A 17,791-nucleotide genomic window follows, 5' to 3' on the forward strand; every position below is an offset into this window, starting at 1 on the left:
GGGGTCGCCATTACCGACTTGCCCCGGATCACCGGTGGTGACGAAGATCGATTGGCCTGACTCAGTCTGAATCGTCCGTGTCGAATGATCGTTGCCGTAAACCGATTCGATCTGAGCGACGGTGGAGCCGTCACCGTCGCCGCGGTCGGTCAGCGTTCCCGGCGGTGATTCGATGACGGTGACGCCCTCGCTGGTGAGAATTGCCCGTCCGGTGCCACCAGGCGTCGTGAACGGAACTACAGCGCAACTCGGAAACTGCATGGGCGTTCCAGCCTGATGCCAGACACACGCCGGCCACTACAACCGTGGTTGTAGTGGCTGCGCCGTTCCGAACTCGTCCAATGGGTGTGCGCGGTCGGCTTCTCGGCATGTCGGCATCCTTGGTCGGAACGGCTCGCCGCGAGGTCGAGGCATGCCTGACTTCGCGACGCTACCCCGAGCGGGGTCGAATCGATATCGTCTGTTCGGCCGACGACAAGGACGCCACCCCGGCCTTCGATCATGGCACCAGGGAGTTCTCCTGCAACCAGTCCTGAGCGATGTCACTCATGTCGTCGAGATCAGCAACGCGCTGGTTCATCTCGATGAGATCTTCGGTGGTCAGCGCCGCCGAAACCCCCGCGAGCACTGAGCGGACGTCATCGCGAGCCTTCAACTCGTTGATGATCGGTGTGATGTTCTCCGCGAGGAAGAGGTGCTTCGTATCCTCGAGTGCAACCAAGTTCTCCGAGCGCATCGCAGGATCGGTACTGAAGACATCGGCAACCTGTATCTGCCCGCTCAGAAGCGCATTGAGCGTGAGGGGTCCACCTGCATCGAGTGCCAGGAACTCCCGGAATGTCAGGCCGTATTTGGTCTTCAAGCCGGCGACGCCGTTTTCGCGCGTCTTCCATTCCGGCGGTCCGCCGAGAGTCAACTCGTCGGCATGCTGCACCAGATCCTCGACGGTCTCCAGCGAATACTTTTCCGCCGTCTCCTGTTTGACGGCAAGTACATCCTTGTCCTCTGCGGGCGAGGGCTCGAGAGCCACCAGACCCTTGGGCAATTTCGCATCGATTTCAGCGGATACTTCATCTGAAGCCGTCGCCGTTGTCTTGCTGTCCAGATATTGCAACAAGGCGCCGGAATACTCGGGGATCAGATCGATGGAACCGTCGCGCAGTGCCGGTACATAGAGTTCTCGGCTACCGATGTTCAACTTCTCGGTAACGTCGATACCGTTGGCACGAAGCGCTTCGGCGTAAATGGTCGCAATCAGTTGGCTCTCGGGAAAATCGGCGGAACCGATCACGATGGCGCCCTCAGCGCTACCGCCGCCGTCCGTAGCCAAGGGGTCCTTGCCGATTCCGCAGCTGGACAACGCAACCGCTGTCACGCCGACCAACGCGGCGATCAATACCTTCTTCATGTCGAACGTCCTCAGATCGGTGCGGGCTCAGGCACAGCAGTGCGCTGTGAGGTGGCGGCAGGCTTCTCTGTCTTCTTCTTCCGATCGCGCCTGGTCAGGCCAGGCGAAACGACCCGCGCAGTCAGTGCGCCGATTCCGAGATCGAAAACCAGGGCAATCAGCGATACCAGTACGGCTCCGGCCGCCATCTGGCCGTAGTCGCTCTGAGCTTTTCCGTCGATCAGCAACCGACCGAGCCCGCCCAACGAAATGTAAGCGGCCACAGTCGCAGTGGAGACGATCTGAAGAACGGCACTTCTGATGCCGGACAACATGAGTGGCAGGGCACATGGAATCTCGACCTCGGTCAAGATCCGCATCGACCGAAATCCCATCCCCCGCGCTGCGTCGACCGCAGCCTGATCGACCGCTCGAACTCCGGCATACGTGTTGGTGAGAATGGGAGGGATCGCGAGAAGCACCAGGACGATGAGGCTGGGGATCAGATACGCGAGTTTGTTCGGGAATGACGGCGCGATGATGAGAACCAGTAGGATCAGCAGACCGATGGTCGGCAGCGCCCGTAGCGAGTTGGCCAGTCCAGCAACAACAACGGAGCCTCGGCCCGTATGTCCGATGTAGAGACCGAGCGGGATCGCGATAACCGCAGCCACCGCCAGCGCGGCGAATGTGTACATCAAATGCTGAACGAGAAGGGTGGGGATGCCGTCCGGCCCGGTCCAGTGGGATCCGTCGAGAAGGAAGCTGATCATGATGTAGTCACTTTCGGGGTCCACGGCGTCAACAGCCGATTCGCCAACATGATGAGGAGATCAAGGATCAACGCCAGCACCAGACACAGAGCGATACCCGCGATGATGGGCGTGTAGAAACGCAACTGAAATCCCTGGGTGAACAAGGAACCTATCTGCGGAATACCCAGGAGTGCGCCGAGTGAGACAAGACTGACGTTCGAGACGACTGCGACGCGCAAACCTGCACAGATCACCGGAACTCCTACTGGCAACTGTACTTTCAACAGCGTCTGATACGGCCGGTAACCCATCGCCGTCGCTGCCAGAACCGTCTCCGGCGGAACCGAATCGAGCGCGTCGGCCACTACCCGCACGAGCAGAGCTACGGTGTACACGGTGAGCGCCACGATGATGTTCATCGGATCCAGAATCTTGGTACCCAGAATTGGAGGCAGGAGCACGAAGAGCGCGAGCGAAGGGATCGTGTAGAGCAATCCGGCCGTCCCCACCACGTAGGGATGCAACCGACGACTGCGATAGGCGACCCAGCCGATCGGCAACGCGACCACCAAGCCGATCACCAAGGGAATCAACGACAGCAGAACATGCCATCCCACCAAGTCCATGATCCGGTCGGACTGACGTCCGAGCCATTCGAAGTTCATCGGAGCGCCCTCCCCGCGTCAGCCAGATCGGCAGCCTCGATGGCTTCCACTGCAGCATGCGCAGTGACGGTTCCCACCAGGCGTCCGGCGTCGTCCACGACAACGCCCCGCTTGCTCGGCGCTGACAGCGCCGCATCCAGCAGAGCGCGCATCGTCCCGGTGGAATCAGCAAGTGTTCCACTGAGATTCAAGTCATCCGGGCGAATACAATCCGTGAGCGCGTCCGGCCTCACCCACCCGAGCGGCTTGTTCGCGGGATCCACTACCAACAGCCACGTATCGCCGGTGAGTGCGCGGGCCGCCGCAGCGGAATCGCCCAGATGCGCAACGGGTTCTGACACCGTCGGTAGGTCTCCGTCCAATTTCGTGAACCCCAACGATCGGTACCCACGGTCACGTCCGACGAAGTCGGCAACAAATTCGTCGGCAGGTTGAGTCAGCAATTCGAGGGGCGTCGCCGCCTGCGCAAGAATGCCGCCGGTACGCAGAACCACCACTTGATCCCCGAGTTTCAGCGCTTCGTCGATGTCGTGGGTGACGATGATGATCGTTTTTCCGATTTCCTTCTGCAGACGGAGAAACTCGTCTTGCAGCTGGCCGCGAACAACCGGATCAACGGCGCTGAACGGTTCGTCCATCAGCATGAATGACGGATCCGCAGCCAATGCTCGCGCAACACCGACTCGTTGCTGCTGCCCTCCGGAGAGCTGCCACGGATAGCGGTCGGCGAAGTTGGTCGTCAGACCAACCGTTTCGAGCAATTCCATAGCGCGAGTGCGAGATTCCTTTTTACTCGCACCGAGCAATCGAGGCATGGTCGCTATGTTGTCGACGATGGTGCGATGGGGAAAGAGACCCGCGTGCTGGATCACGTACCCGATGCGTCGACGCAGAAGGGCCGGATCCATTCCCGCCGTGGACTCGCCGTCGAGCGAAATCGTGCCTGACGTCGGTTCGATCAGCCTGTTGATCATGCGGAGTGAGGTCGTCTTGCCGCAGCCGGAAGGACCCACCAACGCGGTGATCTTTCCCGTCGGGCACTCCAGATCGAGAGCATCGACGGCAATGGTTCCGTCTGGATACGCCTTGGTGACCTTGTCGAATTTGATCATCTACGAACTACTTTCGTGTCGACCTGAGTCCGGACGCACCCAGGAGAAATGGTCGAGTTCCGTTCGAGCACACACCTACTTGTGATTCGGTCCACCTGCTTACTGGTCGAGCGGTTGAGAAAGAAGGTTCACGGCGGCACTCAGATCTGCACTGAGTGGCCGGTCTTCGGTCCTCGTGTCCAGCACCAAACGCGCACGCGCGAGGTACGCGCCGAGCTCGGTCGCCGGATCCAGCTCACGCTGTTGTTGCGAGAGTGCGCGAACTGCCGAGATCAGTTCACACGCCAGCACCAATCGAGATTGGGCAAGAATGTCCGCCAATTGAGTTGCAGCTTGGGATGCGAAACTTGCGTGATCCTCGGTGCCGCGCGAAATTACCGTGTGGCCCAACGACCCCGGTGCCGCCGACGAGCGGATCTCGGCAATGGCAGCAGAAGTCGTGTATTCGAGAAGCATGGTTCCGCTGCTGCCGTCGGGACCGTCTGCAAGGAACGCACGAAGGCCGGTGACTGCGGGGTCGGAGAGGTTGGCGAGCCGACATTGCGAGAGCAGGGCAGCACTGGCGACCGCCAACTTCGCCTCGTCGACTGCAAGGGCTATTGGCATTGCGTGGAAATTTCCGTTGTGAAACACCATGTCGTCTTCGACCGACACCAGCGGATTCTCCGAAGACGAATTCATCTCGATACTCAGCGTGTTCTGCAGTCGATGCACCGCTTGCCAGGTGGCACCCAAGATTTGCGGTAGGGCGCGAAACCCGAACGAGTCCTGAACTCTCACGGGTGTGATGTCGTGTGGTGCCAGCAGATCGCGAACCCGCTCTGCGACTTCCGCTTGACCGAAGTGCATTCTTGCCGACTGTACTTGTGCAGCAAACGGTTCGACAGAACTACGCGACGCAAGCACGGAAAGAACACTGACAACCAAGCAGTGCTGAAGCCACCCCGCGACTTCGATACTGGTGTCGCCGGCGATCGCCACCGTCATCGCATTGGTGGAAATGAACGGAAGCGCATCACCGTGGTGCGGAGTCCAACCGATTCCGGTGCGTCCGTCGCGAAGCGGGCTCTCACCGATCAGCCCCATGGCGATTTCGGAGAACGCACTCAGGTCACCCGTTCCGATCGCACCGCGTGCGTGCACTGTCGGCAGGTTCTGTGAAGCAACAGCAGCAACCAGACCGTCGATGATGTCGGGATGCATACCTGAGCCGCCGTTGAGGATCTGGTTGGTGCGGATGACGATCGCGGCGCGCACCACCCGGTCAGGGAGCCTGGGGCCCGATCCCGTCGCGTGACTTCTCAGAAGCCTCAGATCCTGCTGCACGCCGTCGGAGACGGATGTTTCGCGATTCCCGCCCACCCCGGTAGTGCGCCCGTACACCGCTTGACGAGAGGAAACCCGAACCGCGGTCTCCCATGACCGCCGTGTGAGCTCGAGAGCCGCGTCGGCAGGTCGAATCACGGCCGGCTCTCGCGCGATTTCGTTCACCCGATGAACCGAGAGCCTCCTCCCGTCGAGCAGGACACTGTTGTCTCCCGTCTGGTCTTCCTCAGGAAGACGTTCAGTCATCAGAACTCCATCGATCGAAGGACTCGGCCACCGCGGGCGTGCATCACATCATCTACGCAGTGTGCCTTGGGTCACTTTTGATGAATGTATAGTCCTGTATATACAGCCACCTGTCAATAGGGACACTGCAGCTCACCCGCGTGCACACACCTTGCGTCACCTCAGTAAGGGTGAGCAACTAGACACGAATCGTCGCTATTCGAGGACCGGTGTCGCCGATCCTCGACGCGCCTCCAGCGCATCGAGGATGAGATCGAGACCGTAGGCGAACTCACTCGTGTGGTCGTAAGCCGGACTCAGACCGTGATCGACGATCATCTCGTGAAGGAAGGGCAACTCTTCAGCCGGAAGGCGCTCGAGGATGTCACTCGCAACTTCTTCGACGTCGACGGGCCCGCTGATCGGCAGATTCGCCTCCTGGAGAACATATCCGCCGATGTAGCTGTCGATCAGCGAGGCTCCGTGGGCGGCCATCGGCAGCGTGAACCCGGCCTTCCGGAGGACTCCGAGCACAGCGTCGAGATGACGCAGGGTCGCCGAGCCAGGGTTGCGTCGCGAATCCAGCAGACCGAGAGCCCAACGGTGCTGCGACAGGACTGTGCGAGCAGAAAAGGCGCGTCCACGGATTGCGTCTCGCCAATCCACACACTCACTGTCGGGCAGGTCGATCGCCTCGAAGACCGCATCGACGACGCCGTCGAGAATCGCATCTTTGTTGGGCACGTGGTGGTAGAGCGACATCGCCTCGATGCCCAGCTCCTGGGCCACCCGTCGCATCGTGACGGCCTCGACACCACCCGCGTCGGCAACGCGGATCGCACCCTCGATTACGCGAGTCCTGTTCAGCGACTGTCGCGGTTGCCGTGACACACAGACTCCCCTCGGCGGAACGAATACGTTGACAACCTTACATACGTAAGTCACCCTTACAGGTGTAAGCCCGCCTTACGCTCGTAAGGCGATCGAGAGAGGAGATCACAATGCCGATGCCTAGATGGTGGGGACATGTCAACAAACGAGTGTTCAACCCGCGTGCAATTTCGAGCGGTAAATGGCCGGTACTGACTCACGTCGGACGCACATCCGGCACGACCTACCGGACGCCCCTCGACGCCTATCCGGTCGAGGGTGGCTACGTCTTCATTCTGGTGTACGGATCAGGCTCGGACTGGGTGCAGAACGTCCTGGAAGCGGGAAGCGCTCGACTGTCCGTCGACGAGACGGAGGTGAGCCTCGGCACCCCACGCCTCGTCGCGAAAGACGAAGCATTTCAAGCACTTTCCTCAGACGTGTCCCAACCCCCGAGGCTGCTCCGCATCACCGAGTACCTTCGGATGGATCTGATTACGGCCTGAGGGTGCCCGTCATGCGAGGACCTCACGCACGGCGGACCTGACTTCGTCCATGCTGCAACCGGATTCGATCAGTTCGGTACCCGTATGCACCAGCGAGTTGATCAACTTGGCGGTGAGCTTCGGGTCCGACACGCCACGGAGGCGAAGGGCCTCGACCAGCGGAAGCACAAGACTGTCGTGCATTTCCATGATCCGCGAATCTCGAAACGTTTGTGGGGTCAGCGTCGCCAGCGCTCCGACTATCGCATGCTCCCCGTCGGCAACCAGTTGGAGGTTTGCCTCGACGTACGCCCATACCGGATCGTCTGCGCCTGCCATCGCCTCGACGATCTTGTCGTTCCAGCGCGGGAACATGTCTTCGACGACGGCACTGAGGAGATCTTCCCGGGACCGGAAGTAGTGGTAGGCACTCGACCTGGCGAGCCCTGCCTTCGCTGCCACCTCACCGAGCCCCGGCGGCCGGTCCGGGGCCTCGGACAGAAGAGCGTGTGCAGCGTCGAGGAGGGCACGGCGCTGAGCAGCACGATGCTCGACCACAGTGGGCGCATCGATCCTCGGCACCGAATCTCCTCCAGTCCCCTCGCGGGCTTACTCGCTCTGACGCAACCGACCGTCAACCATTTCGAGGATGCGGTCGCAGTGCCCGAGCACGTCGTGATCGTGGGTCACCATGATCGTAGCGACGCCTGCCTCGTGAGTTTCGCGCGAGAGCAGTTCGACCACCTCATGGCTGCGTTTGCGGTCGAGAGCAGCCGTCGGCTCGTCGACGAGCAGTAGCGAGGGATTGCTCATCAATGCCCGAGCGATACCGACGCGCTGGCGTTCACCGCCGGAGAGTTGACCGGGTCGACGATCTGCACGGTGACTCATACCGACCGAGTCGAGCAACTCCTCGGGATCGCGACCCGGCCGCCCCGTGAGCTTGGGAATCAGCCGAAGCTGATCGCGCGCCGTCAGCGCTGGAATCAGGTTGCCGGACTGAAAGACGAAGCCGACCTTGTCTCGTCGAAGTTTGGCGAGAGCACGGGCCGGCATCGCCGACACGTCCACGCCGTCGATGACAATCGTTCCACTCGACGGCCGACCGAGTCCGCCGGCCACAGCGAGCAAGCTCGACTTTCCAGCGCCTGACGGTCCGACGATCGCGACAAGTTCGCCGCACGAGACCTCCAGGTTCACGTTGTCGAGGGCGAGCACGGTGGAGTCACCGTCACCGAATCGAAGACTGACAGCGGTCAATACCAATCCGGTTGTGGTCTTTTCGACTGTGGTCATCGGTTTTCTCCCAATGCGGTGAGCGGGTTGACACGGGTAACACGGACGATGGCAACGGCTGCGCCGACCAGCCCGAGTACCGCCAAGAGCACTGCGCCGTTGACGACTGGGCCGGACTCGAGGGCGAACGGCATCCCCCCGCCTTCGAGCCCCGAACCGAGCCCCAAGCCCAGCAACACACCGAGGCCGATGGAACCAAGCAGCACTACCAGTGCCTGCGCCATGCCGTCACGAAGCAGGAAGCCGGTAGAGGCTCCCATCGCGCGCAACACTGCGAGTTCACGACCGCGCTGAACCGTCCAGATACTGAAGAATGCACCGACCACCAGGGCCGAAATCGCGTACAGAAACGCCTTGATCATCGACATTGTCATCATTTCCGCGGAGAACCCTGGTGAGGAGTCGAAAGATTCCTCGAGCGTCTTTGCGGACGTTCCCGCCGCCGCATCGCCCGACACGAGGTCCGGCAACGCGCCACCAACGCCCCGAATCGCAACAACACTTGCTTCGGAATAGGCACTGGCATTGGCGGTTTCGCCGATCTTGGCACCGGCGTGAACCTCCTGCCAAGTACGCAGGGGCAGGTAGGCGACGTCGACGTGACCGAAAGTGCGCTTGTCTTCGGTGAATCCGACAACTGTCAGCTCCGTACCGAGTCGATCGAGTATCACGGTGTCACCGATCGCAACACCGTCGTCACGGAAGGTAGAGCTGACGATGATGTCCGTGTCGGCATGCAGCCCCCTCCCGTCGGCGGAGACGGGCTCGAGGAAGGAGCCAGGTTCGATGCCGAAGAGCGTGAGATCGACAGGCGTGCCACTGCGAGTTTTTGCATTGACGATCATGTTGCCGAAGAGCTCGGCGTCTTGGACATCGGGTTGCATACGCCATGCCTGCGCCTGCTCCTCGGTGACGACCGAGCGCGAAAACGCCGAGTCGGCTTTGGTGTCCGGCGCGAAGGCAAACGCCTGAATCGGCGTCCGCTGCAAAGCGGAGACACCGTCATTTACCAGTCCGGACGAGAGGCCGGACAGAATCACCATCAGGATCGAGATGAGGGCAACCACGGCACCCATCAAGAGGAATCGATTTCGCGCAAACCACAGTTCACGCAGGGCGAGGAACATTCGGGAAGCTCCAAAGTCGTCGATACGAGTCACGCCGACTTTTATCGACGCCTTGTCGAAATCATATCGACAAGGCGTCGAAAAACTATGTGAGGTGCGTTACTACTTCCCGTAGTAGACACTCGAGGCGCTGAGCGTCGTATCAGCCCCCGACGCCCACCGGTCGATCCCCGACAATCGAGATTCGATCCATCACACGACGAGCCGGGAAGTAGTCACTGGCCGCGTAGTGCTGGCAGGTCCGATTGTCCCAGAAGGCAACAGTATTCGGCTCCCACTTCAAACGGACCTGAAATTCCGGACGATTGACGTGGCGATACAGCATCGTGAGAAGTTCGTTCGATTCTTCTTCTGACACACCCAAGATCCGTTGCGTGAAGGTCATGTTGACGAACAACACCCGCCTGCCACTTTCCGGAATGATCCGAACCACCGGATGCTGCACAGCGGGGAACTTCGGACGCAACATCTCGACCGCATCCACCGGCATCGACCTGCCGAACGAGTTGATCCAATCGTGTTCTGCAACAAGCGGGTCGATACGCTTCTTGATGTCTTCAGGAAGCAGATCGTAGGCAGCTGCAGTATCGGCCCACAAAGTGTCACCACCCACCTCCGGCACCTCCACCGCACGAAGAACTGCTGCGAACGAAGGAAACTCGTGCCACGTAACGTCGTTGTGCCAGTTGTTCTCGACTCCGCCGACCATCGCATCCTTCGCCAGTGTCGTGACATCGACGTCCGTCTGCCCGGGCTGCGTGTACTTGAAGAACGGATGCTGTTCGAGATCGCCCCAACGCTCGGCAAAAGCTCGATGTTCCGCTCGGTCGAGGTCCTGATCGCGGAAGAAGAGGACTTTCCATTCGAGGAGAGCTCGGCGGAGTTCCGCAATCACGGCATCAGACAGACCCCCGCCGAGTCGAATACCGGAGATTTCCGCTCCGATCGTCGGCGCGACCGCCTTGACCGCAAGGTGTTCGTACGGTGCCGGAACTACCGACTCGGGATTCCGGCGAGCAACGAGTGGACCGTACGCAGCAAGCGGGTCGGTGGGGATCGGAAAGATTGTTGCCGCAGGAAAAAGGGTAGCCATCAGGGCACTTCCTCGAAATCGACGATGTCGTAAAGGACAAAAGTCAGATTAAGTCCGCCTCCTTAAAGTGTCAACGGTCACGTTCTCCGGCGCGAATCTTGACCCTGACGCCGCGTCAAGGTTGGAGAATGGTTTTCACAGACGGAATCCGATTCGATCACGGGAGGGCAGGGCGATGATGACCATCGGCGAGCTGGCCAAATTGGCCGGCACCACCGTCAGATCCGTGCGCTACTACCACTCGAACGGCCTTCTCGAAGAACCACAACGCCAACCCAACGGCTACCGCATGTACCGGGCGGTGGACCTGGCACGACTGAGTCGCATCCGCCGCCTGCGCGATCTGGGGATTCCTGTTGCCAAGATCGCCGAACTACTCGACGGCGACGCTCACGACACTCGGTCCGCACTCGATGCCCTCGACAAGGAATTGGCGACGAAGGCCGAACAGATCGCTGTTCAGCGTGCGCACATCGAGTCGCTACGCCGCAATGCCGATCCTGAACTACCCGACGCGTTTTCGGAAGTGCTCGCACAGTACGTCGTTGCCGGTGCGCCGACAGCGTGGATCGACAACGAGCGTGAACTTCTGATCCTCGCACTCACGGTCTCCGGGGGCGATCCCGAGGTCTGCGATTCACTCCTGTCCGCCCATCGCCGGGTATTGGCCGAGCCGAACCGCGAGCAGGCCATCGAATTGATAACTCGCATGTATGCCCTCGCCGACGCACCGGCTGACGCGGACACGATTGCGGCCCTTGCCATTCAGTTCTGCGACTTCACCGAGAGCGTGCTACCCGAACAGGCTGCACCGGAGGACGCTTCCCCCACCCGGCTGGTAGCGGTACTGCGCGAACACCAAGCGGATCGACGAACCGTCACCCAGGAAAGATTCGCGAAGGCTGTGGCCGCGGAGTTCGCCGCCCGTCAATCCCGCCTCTGAAAAACCCTGATTAACCCCCACGTTCGAAGTGGGGTGACCAACACTGCCCGAAAATGGGCTCAACGCAAGGACACGATAATGACTGGATTCACCATGCCCAGATCACGCATGCCTCGATCACGAAGGTGGCTGGCTACCACAATCGCCGCTGCCGCGCTCGCCGTACCTGCATTGGCGGCGTGCTCGGATCCTGCTACTCCGCAGGAAGATCCACAATCGAATCTCAGCGCGTTCTACGAACAGGATCTCGAGTGGGGGCCATGCGCCACAGACACCGGAACGTCGACCGCAAGTGAATGCGCCATGGTCACAGTACCTTTGGACTATTCCGTCCCTGACGGCAAAACGATCGAAGTGACGATCTCGCGGGTCGCATCCACCGACCCCGCACAGCGACGAGGGATCCTGCTCACCAACCCTGGTGGCCCGGGTGGCCGAGGACTGGGATTGCCCGAGATTCTGAATGCGGGCATGACACCGGAAGTCGCAGCGGCATACGACGTCATCGGCATGGACACCCGAGGACTCGGCAAGAGCACACCGATCGACTGCGGCGTCGAACAGATGACATGGATGCGGTCGCCGGGCACCACGGACGAGGGATGGAACGAGAGTGTTGCGCTCGCACGCGAGGCCGCTGACACATGCTGGGACAAGTACCCGGACTATCTGCCGCACATCAATACTCAAAACATCGCCCGAGACCTCGACGTGATTCGTGGCGCCCTCGACCAGGAGAAGGCGTCGTACTTCGGGTGGTCGTACGGCACATACCTTGGTGCAACCTATGCTCAAATGTTCCCGGACAGGATCGACCGTGTGGTTCTCGACAGTGCACCGGATCCGAAGAAATACGGATACGAGATGTTCCAGGACATGGGCCCGGCCAACGAGAAAGCGATCGACGGATTCTCGCAGTGGGCAGCAGAACACAACTCGACCTATGCACTCGGATCGACGCCCGCCGAAGTTCGCGCCCTCATCGAGAAGCTGATCTCGGACGCGGCCACCACTCCGATACAGATCGGTGACTACGCCGTCGATGATCACGTCCTTCCATTCCTGATGTACGTCAACGGAACCGGCGACACCGAGAAGGAGAGCGAGGCATTCGCACAGGTATTGGTTCAGTTGCGCGATCTCGCCGCAGGCAAGACCGTCGAGAACATCCATCCCCAGCTGACGGGATTGATGCAGGCATGGTTCCAGACCGAACTGGGAACCGGTCCTGACTATGCCGGGACAATCGCCATCGTCTGCGGAGATGTGTCGATGCCGAGCGATCCCCAGTGGTACCGCAACAAGTTGGAGGAGCACCGTGCTGATCAGCCGATCTTTGCCGGCACACACAACACGATCATGCCGTGCGCGTTCTGGCGCAGTGAGGCCCCTACGCGGATCGACATCGACAACAACGTTCCGGCATTGCAGATCCAGGCAACCGGTGACACCCGCACGACGTACGACGAAGGCCTCGGCATGCATGAAGCGATGAAAGGCTCACGGCTCGTGACAGTTCCAGGCCGCACTCATGCGGTGTTCCCGGGCTACGCGAATACTTGCGCGAACGCCGCCGTCAACTCGTACCTGCTCGACGGCTCACTGCCGGCCGAAGACGTGGTGTGCGAGTCGTGACGATATCCGGCGATCCCATCACCGGAAGACCTGCGTGATCTGATGCGCGATTGCCCCTCGACAATCGCGCATCAGGCAGACAGAATAGTTCGGTGAGTCCCATTCATCGGGCCGATGGCGAGGTTTCCGCAATTGGTCGTTCCACCGAGATACTGAAGACTTTTCGTGACAGCTCAGGCGTTCTCAGCGCAGCAGCGCTTGTTCGACGGACAGGCATGGCCAAAACAACGGTGTATCGAATGGTCGACGATCTCGTCCGAGTCGGGTTGCTCGAACGGCAAGGAACCAACTACCGCTTGGGCCTCCTCCTGTTCGAGATCGGCGAATCTGTTCCACGGCAGCGAAACCTCCGCGAAGCAGCGCGGCGCCACCTTTCGGCCTTGCGTGAAGCAACGGGACACAACGTGGGACTCGCTGTATTGGACGGTTTCGACGTGGTTTACCTTGATGTCTTCCGTGGCGACGACGGACCACGCCTTCCGCAGCAAATCGGTGGTCGGTGGCCTGCACACGCAAGTTGTTCCGGCAAAGCAGTATTGGCGTTCACCAACTCTGCGGATTTCACGATGCCCACTGTCCTCGAAGTACACACCGAGAACACCATCACCGATCCCGAACTCTTCCACCGAGAACTGGATCGTGTTCGCAAGCGTGGTGTCGCCTTCGACCGCCAGGAAGCATTTCCCCGGATCGTCGGCGCCGCAGCACCAATATTCGGCCCGGACGAAGGCGTCCTCGGCGCAATCTCCATTTCCGGTATGGCAGGCCGAATAAATCTGACCCGTATCGACGCGGCGGTGCGGACGACGGCAATCGCCATCTCACGTGATCTCTCGAGTGCCCAGTCCGTCGTCCGCCCTGTCCTACAACGACGCTGACGCCGTCAACCGCGCCCGACGTACGGCATCCGGTTTGCCATGATCGTCAGAGTCGGGACATTCACGTCGAGTGGTAGATCTATCAGTTGCACAACGGTGTTCGCGACATGACGAGGATCGAATGTCGGCTCGGGCCTGGTGGTGCCGTCAGCTTGTCTTGCCGAGTGGCCGATTCCGGCTGTCATGTCAGTTGCCGCGTTGCCGATGTCGATTTGACTGCAACAGATGTCGAACTCTCGGCCGTCGAGAGAGATCGACTTCGTCAAACCTGACACACCGTGTTTGGTCGCCGTGTAGGCGGCACTGTCGGGCCGGGGCGTGTGAGCGGAGAGCGACCCGTTGTTGATGATCCGGCCTCCTCTCGGATCCTGTGTTTTCATGATACGAATCGCTTCACGCGCACAAAGGAATACGCCGGTGAGATTGGCTGCGACTGTCGCGTTCCACGCTTCAGGATCGATCTCGTCCACACTCCCCGACGGCCCGAATGTCCCTGCGTTGTTGACAAGCACATCGAGTCTGCCGAAACGCTCAGTCACGGATGTGAACAACCGGTGAACCGATTCGGGCGAGGACACATCAGCGGGAATTACCACTGCGCGCTCGTGACCCCCACCTGTCGCTTCCAAGCTCACGCTGTTTCGACCAGCCAATACAACGTGGTGTCCTGCATCGAGTAGACCTCTGGCCATTGCGCGGCCGAGTCCCGACCCTGCACCGGTCACGACCACGACTCGGCCGACACGCTCAGTGATTGTCACCGTGTACCTCCGTTCCACGCCTGCCCACCAGGAAATCGAAATCGACTCCGCGGTCGGCCTGCATCACATGATCCACGAACAGTCGTTGATACCCACTCGGACTCTTTTGTACGCGTGGCGGCAACGCCTCGAGACGCCTGGCCAGCTCGTCGTCGTCGACGAGTACACGCAAGACCCCACGAGCAACATCCAACTCGATCAAATCACCATCCCTGACCGCGCCGAGAGGCCCACCGGCTCCCGCTTCAGGCGCAACGTGCAAAACGACTGTACCGAAGGCTGTTCCGCTCATTCGCGCATCCGAGATCCTGACCATGTCTCGCACACCCTGCTCGAGCAGCCTTCGAGGGAGTGGCAGATTACCTACCTCTGGCATACCCGGAAACCCCTTCGGCCCAGCACCGGTGAGGACGATGACGTCGTCGGCTTCGATGTCGAGATCCGGCGAGTCGACGCGCGCCGTGAAGTCGTCCATTCCGTGAAACACGACCGCACGACCCACGTGGCTGAGCAACTCGGGCGACGCCGCAGACGGCTTGATCACTGCACCGTTCGGCGCGAGGTTGCCGGTCAATACCGCTATGCCGGCTTGCTCCAGCAACGGTGCCGCCGTGCTACGAATTACGTCGTCGTCCCAAATCGTCTCGCCGGAGTTGTTCTCACCGAGAGTCTTTCCGGTAACCGTGGCGGCATCCAGATGGAGGATGTCCCCGAGTTCGGCGATCACCGCGGGCAGTCCGCCTGCGTAGAAGAAATCTTCCATCAAATAGGTACCCGAAGGCATGAGGTTGGCGAGCAGGGGAACGCCACGACTCTGCTCAGCGAAATCGCTGAGTTCGAGGGGAATTTCCAGCCTCCCGGCGATGGCAAGCAAGTGCACCACAGCGTTGGTGGACCCACCGATAGCCGTGTTCACCTTGATCGCATTCTCGAGAGAATTTCGGTCGACGACCGAAGACATCGTCAGATTCTCGGCGACCATCTCCACAATTCTCACGCCGCTGTCGCGTGCAAGTACACGTCGCCGTGAATCCACTGCCGGGATCGCAGCATTACCGGGGAGCGTGAGGCCCAAAGTCTCGACAATCGACGCCATCGTCGACGCGGTGCCCATAGTGTTGCAGTGACCAGGCGATCGAGACATCGCCGATTCCGCTGCTCTGAACTCACATTCGCTCATGCACCCGGCTCGCACTGCTTCACTCATCTCGAACACCGAGGTTCCAGATCCGACAGTTTTACCTTGATGGCGGCCGTTCAACATGGGCCCACCGGATACGACAATGGTGGGAAGGTCACAACTGGCTGCGCCCATCACCAGCGCCGGGGTGGTTTTGTCGCAGCCGCAGAGCAGTACGACGCCGTCGATCGGATTGGCTCGAATCGACTCCTCCACGTCCATGCTGACGAGGTTCCGATAGAGCATCGTGGTGGGGCGGATGATCGTCTCACCCAATGACATCACCGGAAACTCAACTGGAAATCCGCCTGCTTCGATGACACCCAGTCGCACCTGCTCGGCCAGATCTCTGAAGTGAGCGTTGCACGGCGTGAGCTCGGAATACGTGTTACAGATACCGATAACCGGTCGGCCGTCGAACATCCGATCAGGGATACCCTGGTTCTTCATCCACGAGCGGTGGATGAATGCATTGAGATCATTGCCTCCGAACCAATCCTGCGAGCGAAGTGTTCTACTCGTCGGTGTTCTACTCATCCGAACCCTCCAAACCAAGGATTGCCCTTGCCTCCCCAGGTGTTGCAGGCTGCATTCCGAGTCGCTGGACGATGTCGATGATGTTCTCCACCAAACGAACGTTCTCGGCCGGCTCTCCATTCGCGAGAAACGGATAGTCTTCGATTCCCACACGCACGTGCCCTCCGAGCAGGAGTGCATGAGTCAGACCACGCAGTTGATCTGGCCCGCTGATGCTCACGGAGAAGACCGATTTCTCCGGTAGGTGTTCCACCATCTGCTGCAAGATCTGCGGGGAGTACGGCATCGCATTCTGAAAAGTTCGATCAAGTCCCAGTACAAGATTGACGAGGTGCGGGCCAGGCTGCCCTTCGGTCAACGTACGTATCTCCTGGAGCAGATGTGACGGGCTGAAGGCCTCCCACTCAGGTTTGATTCCTAGTTTGCGCATTGACGCTGCCAGTTCGGCGGCACGACTGGGCGGCGTGTCCATCAGTACCTCACCGACCGGTGAGGTCACATAGGCCGTGATGGCATCGAGCGTGCATGTGTCTGCGCCGCCATGCAGGCCCTGGAGCCTCGCGTCCCAGTCCACGATGCGCGCACCGTCACTGCGAACACTCACCATGTCACCGTTGACTCCGCCGCCGGTCGAGTTGTTGATCACGATGTCGCAGCTTTGGCGGACAAGCGTATTCATCTGCCGATAGATTGCGGCATCACAGGTCGCTTGATCGTCCGGTCGTCGAGCATGAAGTGCTGCCACGCTGGCTCCAGCGCTGTGGCAGCGTGCCACATCCGCCGCAATCTGCTCAGGCTGAGTCGGAATGAACGGATTGTCGGCAACAGTGAGGAAGCCACCCGTCGGGGCAACTGTGACGATGACCTTGTCTCGCAGATCGCTCATGCCGGAACGCTCCTGTAGCTGGATGCGGCGAAGAACATGGCAATCGCCGATGCCCCCGGGTCCTCGACGCCCCTGGCGTGTTCTCCCACGTAGGTCGCGCGTCCGCGGCGGGCGAGCATCGCGCGAGTCGATTCGGCGCCGAGCCTCGCAGCCGTGGCCGCAGAGTTCAAGGCAGCGGACAAGGTTGCCCCGCTGACTGCCGCCTCGGTCAATGCGCTGGTTGCGGGGACCATGGCGTCGACCATGGTCTTGTGACCCACCTGGGCATTGCCGAGACGCTGCACCGCAGCTGTCGCCGTACCCAGGGCAGAAGCCAAGTCTGTTGCGGTCACTTCAACTCCAGAGACTGCTCCGATCCGGCCGAACCACAGACCGAGAAGTGGTCCGCTTGTCCCACCGATGTCGAGAAACGCATCCGACGTACGGGCGAACACTTCACCAGGACTGGTCGGCGGGTCGGAACGAAGTCGTTGCACCGCACTTCGCAGGCCCGTCCGCAGATTCATTCCGAAATCGCCGTCTCCGACAAGCCGGTCCAAATCTGTGAGGGAATCGAATTGATCTTCGGCGGCATCGGCAAATCGATCGATCCACGCCCGAGTGTCCCCGACGCTCAACATTGTCATCATG

18 protein-coding genes are annotated in these 17,791 nt (G+C 60.4%); 4 read left to right on the forward strand and 14 right to left on the reverse strand.

The window, feature by feature from the left end; all coding sequences use genetic code 11:
* Positions 1 to 499: 499 nt before the first annotated feature.
* The 6 genes from ACYP01_RS04450 to ACYP01_RS04475 all read right to left on the reverse strand — a co-directional run bounded on the left by ACYP01_RS04450 (position 500) and on the right by ACYP01_RS04475 (position 6,361).
* Complete coding sequence (locus ACYP01_RS04450) at positions 500 to 1,408, reverse strand: ABC transporter substrate-binding protein (RefSeq protein ID WP_030536963.1); 909 nt, start codon at positions 1,406 to 1,408, stop codon at positions 500 to 502.
* 11 nt (positions 1,409 to 1,419) lie between these two features.
* Entirely contained in the window at positions 1,420 to 2,160 is a 741-nt protein-coding gene (locus ACYP01_RS04455) for an ABC transporter permease (protein WP_003939798.1), read from the reverse strand.
* A complete protein-coding gene (locus ACYP01_RS04460) occupies positions 2,157 to 2,807 on the reverse strand; it encodes an ABC transporter permease (RefSeq protein ID WP_003940005.1) in 651 nt (216 codons plus the stop codon). The genes ACYP01_RS04455 and ACYP01_RS04460 overlap by 4 nt, the downstream gene beginning before the upstream one ends.
* Positions 2,804 to 3,919, reverse strand: a complete 1,116-nt coding sequence (locus ACYP01_RS04465; protein WP_373937650.1) for an ABC transporter ATP-binding protein — start codon at positions 3,917 to 3,919, stop codon at positions 2,804 to 2,806. The genes ACYP01_RS04460 and ACYP01_RS04465 overlap by 4 nt, the downstream gene beginning before the upstream one ends.
* A gap of 99 nt (positions 3,920 to 4,018) precedes the next feature.
* Positions 4,019 to 5,491, reverse strand: a complete 1,473-nt coding sequence (locus ACYP01_RS04470; protein WP_459678772.1) for an aromatic amino acid ammonia-lyase — start codon at positions 5,489 to 5,491, stop codon at positions 4,019 to 4,021.
* Positions 5,492 to 5,686: 195 nt separating this feature from the next.
* Positions 5,687 to 6,361, reverse strand: a complete 675-nt coding sequence (locus ACYP01_RS04475) for a TetR/AcrR family transcriptional regulator (RefSeq protein ID WP_459678773.1) — start codon at positions 6,359 to 6,361, stop codon at positions 5,687 to 5,689.
* A gap of 110 nt (positions 6,362 to 6,471) precedes the next feature.
* Between ACYP01_RS04475 and ACYP01_RS04480 the strand changes: the two genes are divergently transcribed.
* On the forward strand, positions 6,472 to 6,846 hold the full coding sequence (locus ACYP01_RS04480; protein WP_003940550.1) for a nitroreductase family deazaflavin-dependent oxidoreductase: 375 nt from the start codon (positions 6,472 to 6,474) through the stop codon (positions 6,844 to 6,846).
* Between the two features lie 9 nt (positions 6,847 to 6,855).
* Here ACYP01_RS04480 and ACYP01_RS04485 read toward each other — a convergent pair whose 3' ends face one another.
* The 4 genes from ACYP01_RS04485 to ACYP01_RS04500 form a co-directional block, all read right to left on the reverse strand.
* Positions 6,856 to 7,407, reverse strand: a complete 552-nt coding sequence (locus ACYP01_RS04485; RefSeq protein ID WP_007732757.1) for a TetR/AcrR family transcriptional regulator — start codon at positions 7,405 to 7,407, stop codon at positions 6,856 to 6,858.
* A gap of 27 nt (positions 7,408 to 7,434) precedes the next feature.
* The gene (locus ACYP01_RS04490) at positions 7,435 to 8,121 is read right to left on the reverse strand and encodes an ABC transporter ATP-binding protein (RefSeq protein ID WP_003939803.1); all 687 of its coding nucleotides are present in this window, start codon (positions 8,119 to 8,121) and stop codon (positions 7,435 to 7,437) included.
* Complete coding sequence (locus ACYP01_RS04495) at positions 8,118 to 9,248, reverse strand: ABC transporter permease (protein ID WP_003940527.1); 1,131 nt, start codon at positions 9,246 to 9,248, stop codon at positions 8,118 to 8,120. The genes ACYP01_RS04490 and ACYP01_RS04495 overlap by 4 nt, the downstream gene beginning before the upstream one ends.
* A 142-nt stretch (positions 9,249 to 9,390) precedes the next feature.
* On the reverse strand, positions 9,391 to 10,341 hold the full coding sequence (locus ACYP01_RS04500) for a TauD/TfdA dioxygenase family protein (protein WP_052416968.1): 951 nt from the start codon (positions 10,339 to 10,341) through the stop codon (positions 9,391 to 9,393).
* A 175-nt stretch (positions 10,342 to 10,516) separates the two neighbouring features.
* Between ACYP01_RS04500 and ACYP01_RS04505 the strand changes: the two genes are divergently transcribed.
* The 3 genes from ACYP01_RS04505 (at position 10,517) to ACYP01_RS04515 (ending at position 13,797) form a co-directional block, all read left to right on the forward strand.
* Entirely contained in the window at positions 10,517 to 11,284 is a 768-nt protein-coding gene (locus tag ACYP01_RS04505; RefSeq protein ID WP_003940101.1) for a MerR family transcriptional regulator, read from the forward strand.
* A 78-nt stretch (positions 11,285 to 11,362) separates the two neighbouring features.
* Positions 11,363 to 12,919 carry an alpha/beta fold hydrolase gene (locus ACYP01_RS04510; protein WP_459678777.1) on the forward strand — a complete coding sequence of 519 codons (1,557 nt, stop codon included), beginning with the start codon at positions 11,363 to 11,365 and terminating at the stop codon, positions 12,917 to 12,919.
* A gap of 92 nt (positions 12,920 to 13,011) precedes the next feature.
* Positions 13,012 to 13,797: an IclR family transcriptional regulator gene (locus ACYP01_RS04515; RefSeq protein WP_042926091.1), complete on the forward strand. Its 786-nt coding sequence runs from the start codon at positions 13,012 to 13,014 to the stop codon at positions 13,795 to 13,797.
* 5 nt (positions 13,798 to 13,802) lie between these two features.
* On the opposite strand, the gene ACYP01_RS04520 is transcribed toward ACYP01_RS04515, so the two are convergent.
* Genes ACYP01_RS04520 through dhaL form a run of 4 tightly spaced genes read right to left on the reverse strand, consistent with a single transcriptional unit; the run spans position 13,803 to position 17,787 of the window.
* Entirely contained in the window at positions 13,803 to 14,558 is a 756-nt protein-coding gene (locus tag ACYP01_RS04520) for an SDR family oxidoreductase (RefSeq protein ID WP_007732761.1), read from the reverse strand.
* Complete coding sequence (locus tag ACYP01_RS04525) at positions 14,545 to 16,275, reverse strand: IlvD/Edd family dehydratase (protein ID WP_215516092.1); 1,731 nt, start codon at positions 16,273 to 16,275, stop codon at positions 14,545 to 14,547. Before ACYP01_RS04525 ends, ACYP01_RS04520 begins: the two co-directional genes overlap by 14 nt.
* The gene (locus ACYP01_RS04530) at positions 16,268 to 17,161 is read right to left on the reverse strand and encodes a beta-keto acid cleavage family enzyme (protein ID WP_007732764.1); all 894 of its coding nucleotides are present in this window, start codon (positions 17,159 to 17,161) and stop codon (positions 16,268 to 16,270) included. Before ACYP01_RS04530 ends, ACYP01_RS04525 begins: the two co-directional genes overlap by 8 nt.
* Positions 17,158 to 17,787 (reverse strand): dihydroxyacetone kinase subunit DhaL, encoded by a 630-nt coding sequence (dhaL, locus tag ACYP01_RS04535; protein WP_007732765.1) that lies wholly within the window; start codon positions 17,785 to 17,787, stop codon positions 17,158 to 17,160. Before dhaL ends, ACYP01_RS04530 begins: the two co-directional genes overlap by 4 nt.
* Between the last annotated feature and the right edge of the window lie 4 nt (positions 17,788 to 17,791).

The organism is Rhodococcus sp. no. 34, assembly GCF_054589475.1.